At 67.5% G+C, this 15,884-nt stretch carries 18 protein-coding genes; 14 read left to right on the top strand and 4 right to left on the bottom strand.

Translation table 11 applies throughout. The features are described 5' to 3' along the window. The first annotated feature begins 72 nt into the window (after positions 1-72). The 3 genes from ISP25_RS13740 to ISP25_RS13730 are packed head-to-tail and all read left to right on the top strand — an operon-like array spanning position 73 to position 3,319. Entirely contained in the window at positions 73-1,515 is a 1,443-nt protein-coding gene (locus tag ISP25_RS13740; RefSeq protein ID WP_404614626.1) for an efflux transporter outer membrane subunit, read from the top strand. Next, on the top strand, positions 1,512-2,252 hold the full coding sequence (locus ISP25_RS13735; RefSeq protein ID WP_404614624.1) for an SDR family NAD(P)-dependent oxidoreductase: 741 nt from the start codon (positions 1,512-1,514) through the stop codon (positions 2,250-2,252). The genes ISP25_RS13740 and ISP25_RS13735 overlap by 4 nt, the downstream gene beginning before the upstream one ends. Positions 2,253-2,284: 32 nt before the next feature. Beyond that, the gene (locus tag ISP25_RS13730) at positions 2,285-3,319 is read left to right on the top strand and encodes an NADP-dependent oxidoreductase (RefSeq protein WP_404614622.1); all 1,035 of its coding nucleotides are present in this window, start codon (positions 2,285-2,287) and stop codon (positions 3,317-3,319) included. A gap of 12 nt (positions 3,320-3,331) precedes the next feature. Here ISP25_RS13730 and ISP25_RS13725 read toward each other — a convergent pair whose 3' ends face one another. Continuing rightward, positions 3,332-3,823 (bottom strand): nuclear transport factor 2 family protein, encoded by a 492-nt coding sequence (locus ISP25_RS13725; protein WP_404614620.1) that lies wholly within the window; start codon positions 3,821-3,823, stop codon positions 3,332-3,334. Between the two features lie 732 nt (positions 3,824-4,555). Here ISP25_RS13725 and ISP25_RS13720 point away from each other — a divergent pair. The 11 genes from ISP25_RS13720 (at position 4,556) to ISP25_RS13670 (ending at position 13,991) form a co-directional block, all read left to right on the top strand. Beyond that, positions 4,556-5,365, top strand: a complete 810-nt coding sequence (locus tag ISP25_RS13720; RefSeq protein WP_404614618.1) for a hypothetical protein — start codon at positions 4,556-4,558, stop codon at positions 5,363-5,365. Between the two features lie 82 nt (positions 5,366-5,447). Then, positions 5,448-6,407 (top strand): TolB family protein, encoded by a 960-nt coding sequence (locus ISP25_RS13715; RefSeq protein ID WP_404614616.1) that lies wholly within the window; start codon positions 5,448-5,450, stop codon positions 6,405-6,407. A 158-nt stretch (positions 6,408-6,565) separates the two neighbouring features. After that, positions 6,566-7,513, top strand: a complete 948-nt coding sequence (locus ISP25_RS13710) for a TolB-like translocation protein (RefSeq protein ID WP_404614614.1) — start codon at positions 6,566-6,568, stop codon at positions 7,511-7,513. Positions 7,514-7,551: 38 nt separating this feature from the next. Next, entirely contained in the window at positions 7,552-8,445 is an 894-nt protein-coding gene (locus tag ISP25_RS13705; protein ID WP_404614612.1) for a hypothetical protein, read from the top strand. Beyond that, complete coding sequence (locus ISP25_RS13700) at positions 8,442-9,035, top strand: hypothetical protein (RefSeq protein ID WP_404614610.1); 594 nt, start codon at positions 8,442-8,444, stop codon at positions 9,033-9,035. Before ISP25_RS13705 ends, ISP25_RS13700 begins: the two co-directional genes overlap by 4 nt. A 14-nt stretch (positions 9,036-9,049) precedes the next feature. Beyond that, positions 9,050-10,219, top strand: a complete 1,170-nt coding sequence (locus tag ISP25_RS13695) for a sensor histidine kinase (RefSeq protein ID WP_404614608.1) — start codon at positions 9,050-9,052, stop codon at positions 10,217-10,219. Further along, positions 10,216-10,959: a LytR/AlgR family response regulator transcription factor gene (locus tag ISP25_RS13690; RefSeq protein WP_192159194.1), complete on the top strand. Its 744-nt coding sequence runs from the start codon at positions 10,216-10,218 to the stop codon at positions 10,957-10,959. Before ISP25_RS13695 ends, ISP25_RS13690 begins: the two co-directional genes overlap by 4 nt. Before the next feature lie 121 nt (positions 10,960-11,080). Continuing rightward, on the top strand, positions 11,081-11,278 hold the full coding sequence (locus tag ISP25_RS13685) for a hypothetical protein (protein ID WP_404614606.1): 198 nt from the start codon (positions 11,081-11,083) through the stop codon (positions 11,276-11,278). Between the two features lie 23 nt (positions 11,279-11,301). After that, positions 11,302-12,291 (top strand): TolB family protein, encoded by a 990-nt coding sequence (locus tag ISP25_RS13680; RefSeq protein ID WP_192159190.1) that lies wholly within the window; start codon positions 11,302-11,304, stop codon positions 12,289-12,291. Between the two features lie 12 nt (positions 12,292-12,303). Beyond that, positions 12,304-13,089: a hypothetical protein gene (locus tag ISP25_RS13675; protein WP_404614604.1), complete on the top strand. Its 786-nt coding sequence runs from the start codon at positions 12,304-12,306 to the stop codon at positions 13,087-13,089. Next, entirely contained in the window at positions 13,086-13,991 is a 906-nt protein-coding gene (locus ISP25_RS13670; protein ID WP_404614602.1) for a TolB-like translocation protein, read from the top strand. Before ISP25_RS13675 ends, ISP25_RS13670 begins: the two co-directional genes overlap by 4 nt. Before the next feature lie 7 nt (positions 13,992-13,998). On the opposite strand, the gene ISP25_RS13665 is transcribed toward ISP25_RS13670, so the two are convergent. Genes ISP25_RS13665 through ISP25_RS13655 form a run of 3 tightly spaced genes read right to left on the bottom strand, consistent with a single transcriptional unit; the run spans position 13,999 to position 15,880 of the window. After that, complete coding sequence (locus ISP25_RS13665; RefSeq protein ID WP_192159182.1) at positions 13,999-15,120, bottom strand: AI-2E family transporter; 1,122 nt, start codon at positions 15,118-15,120, stop codon at positions 13,999-14,001. Next, complete coding sequence (locus ISP25_RS13660) at positions 15,117-15,413, bottom strand: hypothetical protein (protein WP_192159180.1); 297 nt, start codon at positions 15,411-15,413, stop codon at positions 15,117-15,119. The genes ISP25_RS13665 and ISP25_RS13660 overlap by 4 nt, the downstream gene beginning before the upstream one ends. Further along, positions 15,410-15,880 carry an ABC transporter ATP-binding protein gene (locus ISP25_RS13655; protein ID WP_404614600.1) on the bottom strand — a complete coding sequence of 157 codons (471 nt, stop codon included), beginning with the start codon at positions 15,878-15,880 and terminating at the stop codon, positions 15,410-15,412. Before ISP25_RS13655 ends, ISP25_RS13660 begins: the two co-directional genes overlap by 4 nt. Positions 15,881-15,884 lie beyond the last annotated feature (4 nt).

The raw sequence follows: 15,884 nt of genomic DNA, 5'->3' as shown, positions 1-15,884 counted from the left end.
GATACAGCGACTTCGCTTTCAGACGTCCAAGGGCGCTGGAAGACTCGCTACGCTCGCCCTGCTTTCGCAGGAATGGCGGGCAAGGCAACCGCGCTGTTCGCCGCGCTGGTGTTGGCCGGTTGCGTCAGCATCGGCCCGAACTACAAGGCTCCGGCCACGTCCGCACCGCAACTGCAGGGCATCGACATGGCGCGCGAAAACGCCGCGCAATTCCAGGCGCAGTGGTGGAAGCAGTTCGGCGACCCCGTGCTGGACGCGCTGATCCAGCATGCCGCCGCCGGCAACCTCGACCTGCGCATCGCTCAGGCGCGGCTGGCCGAATCGCGCGCCTTGCTCGGCGGCGCCAAGTCGCAATACCTGCCCGACGTCCAGGGCGGTGTGTCATACAGCCGCAGCCGCGAGCAGAGCCCGGGTTTCGATACCCAGCGCAGCACGGTCACCGCCTACCAGGCCGGCTTCGATGCCAGCTGGGAGATCGACGTGTTCGGCGGCGTGCGCCGTTCGGTGGAGGCCGCGCGCGCCGACCTCGGCGCCAGCGAGGCTGGGCTGCAAGACGCCCAGGTGAGCCTGTTCGCCGAGGTGGCGCGCAACTACTTCGACCTGCGCGGTACGCAGCAGCGCCAGGAAATCGCCCGCCGCGACATCGCCAACCAGGAGGACACCCTGAAGCTGATCCGTGCGCGTGCCGAGGTGGGTACGGCCTCCGACCAGGACGTGGCCAGCGCGGAGGCGCAGCTCAGCGCGGCGCAGGCGCAACTGCCCCTGCTCGACATGCAGGCGCATGCCGATGCGTACCGCCTCGCCGTGTTGCTGGGCGAAGAGCCCGGCGCGCTGGACATCGATGTCTCGCCGCAGACCTTCAAGCCGATCGACGCCGTGCTGCCCATCGGCGCCGCCGGCGACGTGCTGGCGCGCCGGCCCGACGTGCGCGTCGCCGAGCGCGAATACGCCGCAGCCACCGCGCGCATCGGCGTGGCCAAGGCGGACTTCTTCCCGCATCTCTCGCTGGGCGGCTTCCTCGGCTTCCTCGCCGGGCGCAGCAACGATTTCGGCGGCCCGTCTTCGCGTGCATGGTCGATCGCCCCGAGCATCACCTGGAACGGACTCAACGTGCAGCGCGTGCGCAGCGAACTGCATGCCGCCGAAGCACGCACCGATGCTGCCCAGGCCAACTACCGGCGCACCGTGCTGGAAGCCGTGGAGGACGTGGACAACGCCGTGGTCGGCTACAACCTGCAGCACGAGCGGGTGGAGAAGCTGCTCGCGCAGGCGCAGCAAAGCCAGCACGCCGCCGAGCTCGCCAAGGTGCGCTACGAACAAGGCGCCACCGGCTACCTCGAACTGCTCGATGCCCAGCGAGTGCAACTCGCCGCGGACGATGCGCTGGCGCTGGCGCAGGCGGACATCGATACCCGTGCGGTGGCGCTCTACAAAGCCCTGGGCGGCGGCTGGCAAGCCTGTGGCGATGACGTGCATTGCGCGCCTGTCGCCAACCCGGTGGCCGCCGTGCCATGAGCAAGCCGCGCCAGCACGCGGCGCAGGATGCGCCGTCCGTCCCCGGTGTGCATCGCGTGGCCCTGGTGAGCGGCGCAAACCGCGGGCTGGGTTTCGAAGTGGCGCGCCAACTCGCCGCTCGCGGCTACAGCGTGCTGCTGGGTGCGCGCGACCCTGCCAAGGGACGGCAGGCCGCGAAGCAGATCGCCGGTGACGTCGCAGCCGTGCCGTTGGACGTCACCGATGCGCGGCAGATCGCCGAAATCGCCGCCTGGATAGAGCGCGAACACGGCCGCCTCGACGTGCTGGTGAACAATGCCGGCGGCCACGCCGACAGCAACGCACGTGCCGAAAGCACCGCGCCCGCCGATGTGCGCGCCGCTCTGGAAACCAATCTGCTCGGCGCGTGGCAACTCAGCAGCGCGCTGCTGCCGTTGATGCGCCGGCATCGCTACGGTCGCATCGTCAACGTCACCAGTGGCTGCGCCGGCGTCACCGCACCCGACGCCATCGGCTATCCCGCCTACCGCGTCTCCAAAGCCGCGCTCAACGCCTATACCCGCGCGCTGGCCGCCGAAGTGGCCGGCAGCGGCATCCTGGTCAACGCGGTCTGTCCCGGCTGGCTCGCCACCGGTCTCGGCGGACCGGGCGGCGGACCGGTGGAACGCGGCGCCGCCAGCGTGGTCGCCGCCGCCTGCCAGCCCGAACCCGGCATCAACGGCGCGCTGCTGCGCGACGGCCAGCGCATCGCGTGGTGACACGCGCCATTTCCCTCGAAAGGGCTCACTCCATGCCGCAAACTCCCCACATCAATCGTCGCGTGCTGCTCGCCGCGCGTCCGCACGGCAAGCCTGTGCCGCAGGATTTCCGTCTCGACGAGACACCCGTACCCGAACCCCAGGACGGCCAGGTGCTGCTGCGCACCCTGTATCTCTCGCTCGATCCCTACATGCGCAACCTGATGAACGCCGCAGGTGCCAGCTACGCGCCCGCGGTGGCCGTCGGCGCGCCGATGGTGGGCGGCACGGTGAATCGCGTGGTGGCCTCGCGTCATCCGGATTTCCGCGCCGGCGACCTGGTGCTGGGCAACGCCGGCTGGCAGGACTATGCGCTGTCCGACGGCAGCGGCCTCACGCCGCTGGGCGACATGCCACGGCCTTCCTTGGCACTGGGCGCATTGGGCATGACTGCGTTCACCGCCTATGTCGGCCTGCTCGACATCGGCCAACCGCAACCGGGCGAGACCGTGGTGGTGGGTGCCGCCACCGGTGCGGTGGGGGCCGTGGTGGGCCAGCTGGCCAGGCTCAAGGGCGCGCGCGTGATCGGCATCGCCGGCGGCGCGGACAAGTGCCGTCTCGCGGTGGAAGAACTTGGCTATGACAGCTGCCTCGACCGCCACGCGCCACAGCTGGCAGCACACCTCGCCGCCGTCTGCCCGAACGGCATCGACGTCTATTTCGAGAGCGTGGGCGACGAAGTACTGGACGCCGTGCTGCCTCTGCTCAACAACCATGCCCGCGTCCCGGTGTGCGGCATCATCGCGCACTACAACGACGGCGCGCCGCCGGCCGGCCCCGACCACCGCCCCGCCCTGCTCTCCACCGTGCTGCAGAAGCGCATCCGCATGCAGGGCTTCGTGATCCTCGACCACTACGCCACGCGTTTCGCCGATTTCCGCCGCGAAATGGGCGAGTGGATCGCGGCAGGCCGGGTGAAGACGCGCGAGGATGTGGTGGACGGCCTCGAACAGGCGCCGGACGCCTTCATCGGGCTGCTCGAGGGGCGCAATGCAGGCAAGCTGGTGGTGCGCGTGGCCGGGGATTGAATCCCGCCACGCTCAGCTCTTGCCGAGATCGGTGTGCGCCGAATACAGCGCATGCCAATGTCCGTCGATGTAGGTGAACACGTCCGAGGAATAGAGCTTGCCCTTCGTGGCCGGCGCGGTGCTGACGAAGCTGATGATCGCGGTGTCGCCCTGCAGCGTCACCTGCTGCTCCACCGGATGCGCCTGCTGCCACGCCGTTACTTGCTGCTTCATCGCCTGTGAGCCACGATTCTTCGCGGCATGGGCCACGATGGCGGCCTTGGTGGCGAAGGTGCCTGCCACGCCCACCGAGCGGTAGTCCGGCAGCAGCATGTCGTCGAGCCACGCGGTATCGCCGCTCTCCTCGGCCTCGAGCCAATGCTGATCCACGGCCCGCACCGCCGCGGCGGTGCGGGCGGTTTCGTCCACCTCGGCGGCAGAAGCGGAAATCGGCGTTGCGAGCATGCCCGCAACGAGGGCGAGTGCACCCAGGCCGAAGCCCGGCAAACGTTGGCTGTATGTCATTCGATTCTCCCAGAGGATCTGCGCGATTGCATGACCGCGCATCCAACTTGCCCTCTTGCACAGATCGACGACCGCAGATTTGTGGCGAGCGTCCGCAATACAGGGACGAGCGGGCAGCCCGCATGCCTCAACGGCGCACCGGGTCCGGATCGCTCACACGCAGACGCCCTCAACCAGATGACGCAAGCATTGCGGTTGGCTGGCGCGGACCGACGCAATCCCGAGGGCCGTCGAACTGCCCTAATTCAGTCAGAGGACGCTTCCACTTTGCATAACGCGAAAAACTCTGCGGCGGGCGGCGTCGAATTTGACGCTCAAGACGCCTATTCGACCGCTTGTCACAATCACGCATGCGTTCGTCCCCATGCTGTCGCATCGTGTCGCCATTCATTTAAAAGTGGACCCTTATCTCACTTTAAAAGTGGACCTTTATCTCTCGGCACTGGGTACGCCATAGTCCTTGGTGCAACGCGCCGTAGCGACAAAACGGGTATCGCATCGACCATCCTGATTGGCGACAAAGCTCAGCTGACCCTCCACCGCTCGCCCTGAGCGCAGGGCCGAAGTAGAAGGTGATCGCAGCTGGGCATTTCGACTTCGCTTGCCATTGCAAGCGACACCCAGCGCCAACGGAATCCCTGGCTGAGTGTCGTTGCCAATCAGGTCCGCGATTGATGCGTCGTAGTCAAACAGATTCTGACCGTTCGGATAGGCACGAGGGGAAGTCGTACCATGACGCGGAATTCGCGATCGATCACGCTTTACCTGGCCGTTGCGTTTGCGTTCGCATGGGTATTCTGGCTACTCGCCTGGCTCAGCAGCAAACACCTCGTCTCGCTTCCTTTGGTGCCGATGATGTTCGTCGGATCATTCGGGCCATTCATTGGCGCGGCTGTAACGACGTTTAGCGAAGGCGGTGTTCGCCGAACGACAGGCTTTTTTCGTCGCGGCCTCGATCCGCGGATGGGATGGGACGTCTTCCTGGTTTCCTTCTTCCTGATGCCGATCCTGGCGATCGTTGTGGAACTGGCACATGCGCATTTCATCGGTCAAGCGCCGCAGTTCACGATGACCTTGGCGGACTTCCCGCTCAGCTATTTGTTCTTGTTCGTGCTGGGCGGGACGCTGGCGGAGGAATATGGCTGGACATTTCTGTCGGACAAGCTTGATGCGGTTCTCCCGCTCAAGCGTTCGACCGCGATCCTCGGCTCCATCTGGGCCATTTGGCACCTGCCGCTGTTCTTTATCGTTACCAAGGGCGCCATACAGGGCTACACCCCGTTCTACATCTTCTTCATTGTCACGGTAGCGTTGCGCTTTCTGTTTTCCTGGGCGTATCACCGCGGGGGGCGGAATATATTGTCCAACATGCTCTTCCACACCGCGGCAAACATCGCTTACAGCCTGGCAGCGATTGCGCCCGCACCTGGCGATCTTTCCACGGGGCGGCTCTGGATGTTCACGCTACTCACCATCGCTTCAGCGGGTCTCGCCTGGATCGTGGCTCCACCGCGCGCGGAGAGTCCCCTTCCATCGGTTTAGCGCTGCTCGCTGTCGGCGCGGAGCACTGCATTGAGCAGCTGTCCCGTGGCGCAATCCTCGACCGGAATCCCGGAGCAATCGCATGGCTTTTCGACACCGCGCACGCAGGCCGGCATGGGTACTGGGTCTTTGCGTGCTGTTGCTCGCGTCGGTCGTATCGGCATCGCGCTATGCCGACATGCCCACGCGCGAGGGCCTGCCACTGCCGGCCACCGTCCCCTGGGCGACCACAGGCGATGCCTCGCCCGCGTTCACCCCCGACGGCAACACGGTGTTCTTCACCCGCAGCGTCGGCATGACCCGGAGCATCTTCGTCTCGCACCGGCGCGACGGCCGCTGGTCGTCGCCGGAACTCGCTCCGTTCTCGGGACAATGGCTCGATTTCGAACCGGCCATGTCGCCCGACGGCACCTATCTGGTATTCGTCTCCAATCGTCCCATCCATCCCGGCGGCAAGCCGCTGGACGGCTACTTCGGCGGCAAGAGCCGACCCAGCCATGGCGGCAATCTCTGGATGGTGGACATCGGCAGCCCCGATGGTCACGTCATCAACCAGCCGCTGCGGTTGCCCATGGCCGTCAACATCAGCTCGGCGACTTACTCGCCCGCCGTGGACATGTCCAATTCGATCTACTTCACCAACCCCGACCCGCACACCCATCACACACGGCTCTACGCAAGCGAACGCCCTGACGACGCCTTCCTGCCGGCCGAGCCGCTGTCGTTCAGCGACGGCATAGCATCCGACTACGACCCCGCCGTGGCAGCCGACGGCTGCTTCATCGTGTTCAGCTCGAACCGCGCACCTACGCCACCGGGCCACAGCGGCCTGTTCGTGGCCTACGCCACCGCGTCGGGTTGGAGCCGGCCGCAACCGCTGGGCATCCTTGGCATCGAGGCCCGCCTCGGCGCGAACCAGCACGCGCTCTACTACCTCGCCGATTCGGACGAGCGCATCCACCAGCTGCCGCTTGCCGCGTGGCTGGCCGGGCATGCGCCAAGCCGGGGCGCGGCGCCGTGGTGTCTTCCGCACCATGATTGACGGCGGCGAGTGGTGACCTCCCATCCGGCTGGCCATGCCGCTGGTCACGGCGAACGCTCCGGCCGTCACACCTCGCGCGACAGCCACCGGCGCCTGCGCCACTTTGTCCCGGTAGATGTGTCCATGCACGGGCGCACCACCGAGGAGGAGTGATGGCGATGCGCCTGTCGACAGCGTTCGCGACATGGATGAGTTTTGCTTCCATCGCGGCCATGTCCAGTCACGCACCGACTGCGGACGGGCCCGTGGTCTTCGCGCCGGACGCCATTCCCGCTGGCGCCGATGATGGTGCTGCGGTGTTCACGCCGGACGGCGCCACTGTCTATTTCATGCGTGGCACCGGCGACGGCTCGACGCTGATGGAGTCGCGTCACCGCGACGGGCGCTGGTCGCCGCCGACGGTAGCGCCGTTCTCCGGGCGCTGGCACGACCTGGACCCGGCGATGGCACCGGACGGTTCGTTCCTGCTGTTCGCCTCCAACCGTCCGGCTACCCCGGGCGATCCGCCACTCGACGCGGTCCACGGCGGCAAGCGCCACGTCGGGCAGGGCATGAACCTGTGGCGGGTGGACTGGCGGGGCGACCACTGGAGCACGCCGGTGCGTCTGCCCGATGTCGTCAATCGCTGTTCGCTGATCGCCTCGCCGAGTATCGCCGCCGACGGCAGCCTCTACTTCATCGGGTGCGCCGGGCCGCGCGGCGACTTCGCGCTGCTGCGCTCCCCCTACCGCGACGGCCGTTACGCGACGCCTCGCGTGGTGGCGCTGGGCGACGTGGATGCCACGATCCGCGATCCCGCCATCGCCCCCGACGGCTCGTTCATCGTCGTCAGCGTAAAGCACGCTGCGCAACAGCCGTACCGCCTCGCCATCGCATTTCGCACGCCGACCGGCTGGAGCGCGCTGCAGGACCTCGGCGACGCGGTCAACGGCGGTAAGGAAAACATGGGCGCCCAGCTCGGCCCCGACCACCACACGCTGTACTTCTACAGCGACCGCCCCGCCGCCGGCGCGCAAGCGCGTGCGGCGTGGACCAACGGCCACGATCACATCTGGCAGGTGTCGCTGACGCCGTGGCTGGACGCGCATGCCGGGCACGGCCGTTGACGCCCCGATCATCACTCCATCCCCACGAGGAGCTGTTCATGCGTTGCCGACACCTGGTTCCTATCCTCGCCCTGGCTTTGGGCGTCGCCGTCTCCGCACCGCCGGCGCGGGCAACCGCGGACGACACCGTGTCGCATCCGGCCGAGGGACCGTGGACGGCGGCGCACGATGCCTCACCCGCGTTCACGCCGGACGGCAACACGGTGGTGTTCACCCGCGGCCACGGAGCGGAGCGCCGCCTTTACGTCGCCAGGCGCCGCGACGGTGCCTGGTCGGAACCGGTGCAGGCGCCGTTCTCGGGGCAGTGGATGGACTTCGAGCCGGCGATGGCGCCGGACGGCTCTTACCTGGTATTCGTCTCCAACCGACCGGTGAACGGTACCGGCAGCGTGCTGGATGGTAGCTGGGGCGGCAAGGCGTATCCCGGCCGTGGCGGCAACCTGTGGCGGGTGGATCGTGCCGGCGACGGCTGGGGCAAGCCACAGCATCTGCCCGAGGTCGTGAATGCCGGCACGTCGATCTTCTCGCCGGCGGTGGCGGCGGATGGCAGTCTGAGCTTCGTACGCGTCGATCCGGCCAACGGCACGTTCCGGCTCTACCGCAGCCGCCATGTGGACGGCCGGTATCAGGCGGCGCAAGCGTTGGCTCTCGGCGGTGGCGCCGCGGACTCCGACTACGATCCCGCGGTGGCGCCTGACGGATCCTTCCTCGTCTTCAGCTCGGATCGCCCGCCGGCACCCTCCAACGGCGCCCTGTTCATCGCCTTCGCGACGCGCGACGGCTGGAGCGCGCCGCTCGACCTCGGCATCGCCGGAGACGAGGCGCGTCTGGGCCCGGATCACACGACGCTGTACTTCAGCGCCACCGACCATCGCATCCATCGCCTCGCGCTCACCCCCTGGCTGGCCCGGCACGCGGTGGCAAAGCCATGATCCGCCAGCAACTGCCTTGCGACACCTGCCTCCGGAGCACATCGATGCATCGATCCCCCCGCGCGCAGCGCGGAGCAACCATCGCACTCGCCGCACTGGCCGGTGCCGCCGGCTTGTTCGCCCGCACCGCTCCGGCACAGGCCGACACGGCGCCGACACTCGCGCCGCTCGCGGGGTTCGTCGGGCACTGGCATTGCGAGGGCCGCTTCGCGAACGGCAAGCCCATCCGCTCAAGCGAGAACTTCACCATCGAACTCGGCGGCCAATGGCTGCACATGCGGCATGCGGACGAGCCGCCAAACCGCTACCTCGCGGATTCGTGGTGGGGCTACGACAAGGTCGCGAAGCATTTCACCGCAACGGTATTCGACAATTTCGGCGGCGACCGGCGCTACACATCGATCGGCTGGGCGCGCGACACGTTGACGCTGGAAAACGTCGCGACGAGCGGCTATCTCGATCGGTTCGCGTTCCAGCGCCACGGCGATGACGCCTACCGCGTGACCTACACCTACCGGAACCGCAGCGGCGCGTGGCAACTGGGCGACGAGCAGTCATGCATGCGCGACGCACAGATGCCGCGATCCTAGACCCGATGCCGGCAATGCCTTCAGGCACTATCGCGAACGGCCTCCGCCGCGCAGACTGGCTCGCCATCCGGTGGTACGCCAGCGAGGATCTCGTGCTCGACCGCAGTGCAGCGCAGCGACTGAAGACCTGGGGGCTGATCTTCGGCTTCTGGACGCTGCTGGCGCTGTCCTACGCGCTCAGCGGCGGACTCGCCTCGATCAGCGAGGGCTATCCGCCGGGCTGGCTGCGCAACCTGGCCTGGAACCTCGGCAACTTCTGGCTATGGATGGCACTGATGCCGCTGGTGGGCTGGCTGGGCCGGCAAAGCGTGGGGCATGGCTGGCGGCGCTTCTTCGCCGTGCATGTGCCGGCTTCGCTGGTGGTGGCGCTGGCGCAGATGATGGTGCACCTGGTGGCGTTCTGGTACCTGTGCGGTCCCGGGCGCATGCCGGAAGTGCACACGCTGGGCCAGTACGTGCGCATGGAGTTCGCCTACAGCTACCACCTGGCCGTGCTCACCTATTGGATCGTGCTGGTGGTGCTGCGCGGCATGGAGTCGCGGCGCCGGCTGCGCGATGAACAATTGCGCAGCGCCCTGCTGGAATCGCAGCTGGCACAGGCGCAACTGCAGGCCCTGCGCATGCAGTTGCAGCCGCACTTCCTGTTCAACACGCTTAATGCGATTTCCGCGCTGGCGCTGGCCGACCCGCTGCAGGCGCGGCTGATGATCGCGCGGCTCAGCGACTTCCTGCGCCTCACGCTGGAGGAACGTCACGCGCCACAGGTGCCGCTGGCGCGCGAGCTGGAGTTCCTGCGCTGCTACCTGGACATCCAGCAGGTACGTTTCCAGGACAGGCTCAGCACGCGGCTGGACGTGGCCGACGATGTGCTGCGCGCCGCCGTACCCAACCTGATCCTGCAACCGCTGGTGGAGAACGCGCTGCGGCACGGCCTGCTGGCCAAGGCCGAACCGGGCAGCCTGCAGGTGACCGGCCAACGCGACGGCGACGAGCTTTACCTGCGCGTGGACGACGACGGCCTGGGCCTGCCGCCCGATGGCGCGAATGAGGGCATCGGCCTTACCAATACCCGCGCCCGGCTGGCCATGCTGTTCGGCGGCGACGCGCGGCTGGAGCTGCAACGCCGCGACGGCGGCGGGACGCGGGTGGAGCTGCGCCTGCCGTTCCGCGAGCACATCGCATGAGCGCCGCAGGGATCCGCGCGCTGCTGGTGGACGACGAGGTGCTGGCGCGCCTCGCATTGCGGCAGGCGCTGGCCGCCCATGCCGACGTGGCGATCGTCGGCGAGTGCGGCAATGCCGCCGAGGCGCTGCAGGCGATCAAGGCGTTGGCGCCGGACCTGCTGTTCCTGGACATCCGCATGCCCGGCATGGACGGCTTCAAGCTGCTGCACCAGCTGCAGCCGCAGGCATTGCCGATGGTGGTGTTCACCACTGCCTACGGCCAGCACGCGCTGCGCGCGTTCGACGCCGGCGCGCTGGATTACGTGCTGAAACCGATAGACCAGGCACGCTTCGACCAGGCAATGGATCGCGTGCGCCGGCACTGGCACGGCCTGCAGGCACCCGTGGCGAATCCCGCATCTGCGGGCCACTTGCAGCGTATCAGCGTGCGTGTGGGCGAGCACATCCGGGTGATCGCGGTGGACGCCATCGACTGGATCCGCGCCGACGGCAATTACGTGCAGATCCATGCCGACGGCACCCGCTACCTGCATCGCGAGGCCCTCAGCCATCTGCTCGACGGGCTCGACCCCTCACGCTTTCTGCGCATCCATCGCGGCGTGATCGTCAACGTGGAACGCATCCGCGAAGTGCATCCGCTGTTCAACGGCAATGCCGAAATCGTGTTGCGCGATGGCACTCGGCTGGATCTCAGCCGGCGCTTCCGGGCCGGCGCACGCGCGGTGCTGGGCCTGCCCTGACCGTTCGCCACGCATAGGCGACCGCTGGTCACGAGCCATATCCGCTCGTCACGAAACAGCGGCGGCGTGGCATGGATGACGCGCACGCTCCACGGCATCGTCATCGTGCCAAGGAAGCCGCATGGCCCATCGCATGTTCGCGCTGCTTGGCGCCCACCTCCTGCTGCGCGGCGCCGACCTCGCTGCTGCGGGCGCCGCAGACATGGCCTCGTCGCAGCCGAAGATTTTCGCGCCCGGCTCGCTATCCGGCCTGGCGGCCGTGGAATGCCTCACCTTCGCGCCCGATGGCGCCGCCGTGTTCTTCGACCGCGCCGCATAGGCGCGCCCTCATCAGGAGCAAACATGTCCCCACGTTCTTTCGTCCTGGCCGCCCTCATCGCAGCCGCGATGACCGCCCCCATCGCCGCGCGCGCGCAAAGCCACGGCGAACTGGTCGGACCCGGCACGATCTCCACCGCCCTGCAGGAAACCTCGGCTGCACTGACGCCCGACGGCAACACGCTGTACTTCATGCGTTCCGACTTTGCCGAACGGGACGACACCATTCTTGTCTCGCATCGGGTGGACGGACACTGGGGCATGCCGCAGGTGGCCTCGTTTTCCGGACAATGGCACGACTCCGAGCCCACGTTGTCGCCGGACGGCCAGCGGCTGTACTTCGTCTCCAACCGTCCCCTCCAGCCGGGCGGTGCATCGCTGACGACGGAAATGGGCGGCCACCATTTCGCAGGCACCAATCTCTGGTACGTGCAACGCCAGGCCGACGGCCACTGGAGCGAACCGGTACACGTGGACGGCGCGCTCAACGACGGGGCGATGATCTACAACCCCTCGGTGGCGGCGAATGGCGACATCTATTTCTCCGCGCACCGGCCGGACTCCGGCGCCGCATACCAAATTTACGTGGCGCACCGCACGGCGCAGGGCTACGCGACACCGCAACGCGTGGACCTGGGCGACCTGGCGCACAACCGCATGGACCCGGCCGTCGATCCGCGAGAGCGTTTCCTGGTCTACGCCGGCGACGAGGGCGATTCGCTGGGTAGCGCCGATCTCTACATCGCATTCCGCCAGGCGGACGGCCACTGGGGCAAGCCGCTGCACCTGCCGGGCGAAGTCAACAGCACGGCGCTGGAGAATGCGCCTTCGCTGGGGCCGCGCTTCGGCGAGCTGTTCGTCTCCAGCAGCCGGCGCGACGAGGTGAGCTTCCCCAAGCCGCGCGACAACGCCGCCACCCTGCAGCAACGCCTTGAGCAACCACTGAACGGTTCGCGCAACCTGTGGCGCTTCGACATTTCCGACGTGCTGCGCGCGCACGGCATCACGCCCTGACACGGAGGCCACATGACCCGCATCCGCCTATGCTCGATCCTGCTGGCCGGTTTGTCGTTGCCCGGCTTGGCTGCGGCCGCTGTTTCCACCACGGCGCCGGCGCTGACTCCCGCGTTTCGCCCCGGCGCGAGTTTCGGCAACGTGTTTTCGCGTACCGTCGCCGTCCAGGCGCCCGGCTTCGATGAAGCGGTGCACCGTGTCAGCGGCACCGCGACCTACCGCGTGACCGACGCCGCTCTCGCGTCGCCGCATCTGTTTGTCGATTACCGCTACGACGGCCGAGCCGCTGGCAACGGCACGGCGGAACTGACCGACAGCGGCGCCACCAATTGCTTCGACGGCAAGTGCGCGCCCAACACCGATGCCAGCGGGCTGGCCTACAACCCGCGGCTGTGGGGATCGCCGCCGGCCACACTCAAGCTCGGTCAACACTGGACCGTGGACATCGCGGGGCCATGGGAGCTGGGTCCCGCTGGTAAGCAGACGGTAACCGTGGTGGCGCTCGACCCAGCCAGCCACACCGTCACCCTGGAACGCGAAGGGAGCGGCGATGGCGCATGGCTAGATGAGAAGCCGCAGCTCACGCTGACCCGCGACGGCAAGCCTTGCGAGGTGACGCGACAAGCCGGGCACGCACACTGGCACGGCTACACCACGTTCCGCGACGGCGTCGTGCTCAGCGATGAGCTGGTCAGCACGCGGCGGCTGATACTGACCTCCGCCCGGTACGGCCACGTCGAAGCCACCGAACGCCAATACATCCTGCTCAACGCCATGCCAGTGGAGGCAACACGATGATGCGCACCGTGACGCATTTATGCCTGACCATCGGCCTGCTGCTGACCACGGCGGGCGCACAGGCCGCCGCCACGGCGACCGCCGCGCCGCAGCCCGTCACGCTGGGCGGCATCCTCCATCCAGACAGCGACGACACGCTGGCCTTCACTCCCGACGGCAATACGGTCTTCTTCGATCGAAGCGAGGGCAAGCGCAAAACCATCATGGTCTCGCGCAAGATCGACGGACGCTGGTCGCAGCCTGAGGTCGCGGGCTTCTCCGGGCGCTGGTTCGACCAGGATCCAGTGATGGCACCGGATGGCAGCTACCTGTTGTTCGACTCGGATCGGCCGCCGACAACGGGCAGCAAACCGCTGACGCAGGACTACTTCGTCGGCGGCTCCGCGCCGGGTTCCAACATCTGGCGAGTAAATCGGGAGGGTGATGGCTGGGGCAAACCGGTCTGGCTGGGCGCCGTCGTCAACAACGATGTCTTCGTCGACTTCGCCAGCATCGCCGCCGACGGCAGCCTGTATTTCATCCGCTGGGACAAGCAGGCCAAGGTGATGCACACCTGGCGCGCGGCATACCGCGACAGCCGCTATGCGACCCCGGTGCGCGCAGGGCTGGGCGATCCGGACGTGTCCACCCACGATCCGGCAGTGGCGCCAGACGAATCCTTCGTCGTATTCGACTACGGCAAGACCAAGGGCGGTCTCGGCCGGCTGTGCATCGTCTTCCGCGAAGGCAACCACTGGGGAAAGCCGATCGATCTCGGCGACACCGTGAACCGGGACATGCCATGGGGATCGCACATCGCGCTGGATGGTCACAGCGTGTACTTCACCGGTCAATCGGGCATCTGGCAGCTCGACCTCACGCCCTGGCTGCGCCAACACGCGACAGCCACGGCCGGACTGTGATGCCGCGCTAGCGCTGCACCATGTGCCCAAACCACTCCCAGCCACGCACATGCTCGGCGATCAGCTTGACGCTGGTAAGCATGGGCACCGCGAGCAGCGCGCCGGGGATGCCCCACAGCCAGCCCCATACCAGCAGCCAGACCAGGATGGCGATGGGGCTCAGACGCATGCGGCGACCGAGGATCAGCGGCGTCACCAGGTTGCCTTCGAACGCGGTGAGGCCGGCAAAACACAATGCGGGCAGCAAGGCGTGGGTGAGGTCGTCGAAATGCGCCAGGCCTACCAGCAGCAGCACGGTGGTGGTGACGATGGCACCCACGTAAGGGATGAAATTGGCGAACATCGCCACCGCACCCCACAGCAGCGGGTCAGGCATGCGCAGTTGCCACAGCAGCGCCGTGGTGACCATGCCCAGCGAAAAATTGATGAGCAGGGTTGTGAGAATGTAGCGCGACACTTCCTGCTGGATACCACGCACCACCGACACCGCCTGCCGCTTGTGGTTGAAACCGGGCGTGATCTCCACCAGGCGACGCAGCAGCAACTCACCATACACGAGGAAGAAGAACACCAGCAGCACGACGGTGAGCACCGCCGCCAGCACCTTGGGTGCGGTGGACATCACGTCCCACGCGCTCACTGCCACGTCCACCGGCTCCGGCCTGGCCCGCACGGGATGGCCATTGACCAGGGTCTGCGTGGCACGGTTGGCCGCCTCCAGCGGCTGGGTGAAATGCTCAAGCTTGGGCACGAAACTGCGGATGGTGGTTGGGGCGTCGTGGAACCATTCCAGCGCCGGCGGCGTGAGCAGGCCGATGCCTGTGCCGATACCGCCGATCAACGCCAGCATCAGCACGCTGGCGCCCAGCCAGCGCGGCAGGCCGTGGCGGGCGACGCCGGCCACGATGGGATTCAGCGCCAGGCCGATGAAGGCAGCCAGCACTAGCGGGATCAGCAGGGCCTTGCACAAGGTCACCGTGTACAGCAGGGCCAGCAGCAGCAAGCCGTTGAGGAGCACCCGGATGGCGCGCAGGTGGCGGCGCGTGCCGAGCACGTTGCGGCGTTCGAAACCGCCATGCGCCGGCGGCGGGGCGATTTCATCCGTCTCCCCACCAACGGGCACGTTCATGGGGAAGCTTGATCCGCGGCATTGGCGCCCAGCTCCGCGACCAGGCGCACGCCTTGCGCCACGGCCTCGGCGAGTCCGCCGCGCAGCAGCGAGTCCAACCCCGGTATGCGCAACGGCGAGGCGTCGAGAGTGCCCAGCACGAAACCCGCGCCACCCGCCGCGCCGAGCATTAGCAGCGGATGCTCTTGTCCGCGCGCCAGCAAGGCGGCCGCAGGCGCGGCCAGTTCCGTGCGATGCGCCGCTACCCGCGCCTGCGCCGCGCGCACCTTGTCGAGTTGTCTGAACAAGCTCACGGCTTGCCCTCCCCTGCACCGTCGTTCTGGATGTCGCTTTCCGCGCGCCGCATCGTCTCGCGCATCATCGTATTCCATTCGCGACGCGTGGCGGGCAGGCTCATCCAGCGCATGCAGCGGCGGAACATCGCAACAGCGCCAGCGAGCAGCAGCGCCTGCAACAGCGCCAACACCAGCAACGCCCAGATCCACGAATGGAACCACACCGCTAGCAGCGCGCCAATCAAGCCGAGCAAGGTCAAGCCCAAGGCCACGCCGGCCACAGTGGCGACCAGCGCGGCCACCAGCAGCCACGACACCGCGCTGCGCGCCAGCCCCAACTCGGCGGCGAGCAGCTGCAATTGGGCACCGAACAGCCGTCGTGCCGCGCTTGCAAGCCGGTTCAATTCATCCAGCAGAGACGAGGACGGCGCCGGGGGCTCCGGCGCCGTCGCGCGATCCTGCCCGCGCGCGGGTTCCTCCTGCATGAGG

The sequence above is a fragment of the Rhodanobacter hydrolyticus genome, from assembly GCF_044904645.1.
Note: the sequence above shows the minus strand (reverse complement) of the source record. Positions and strands in the feature narration are given on the sequence as shown.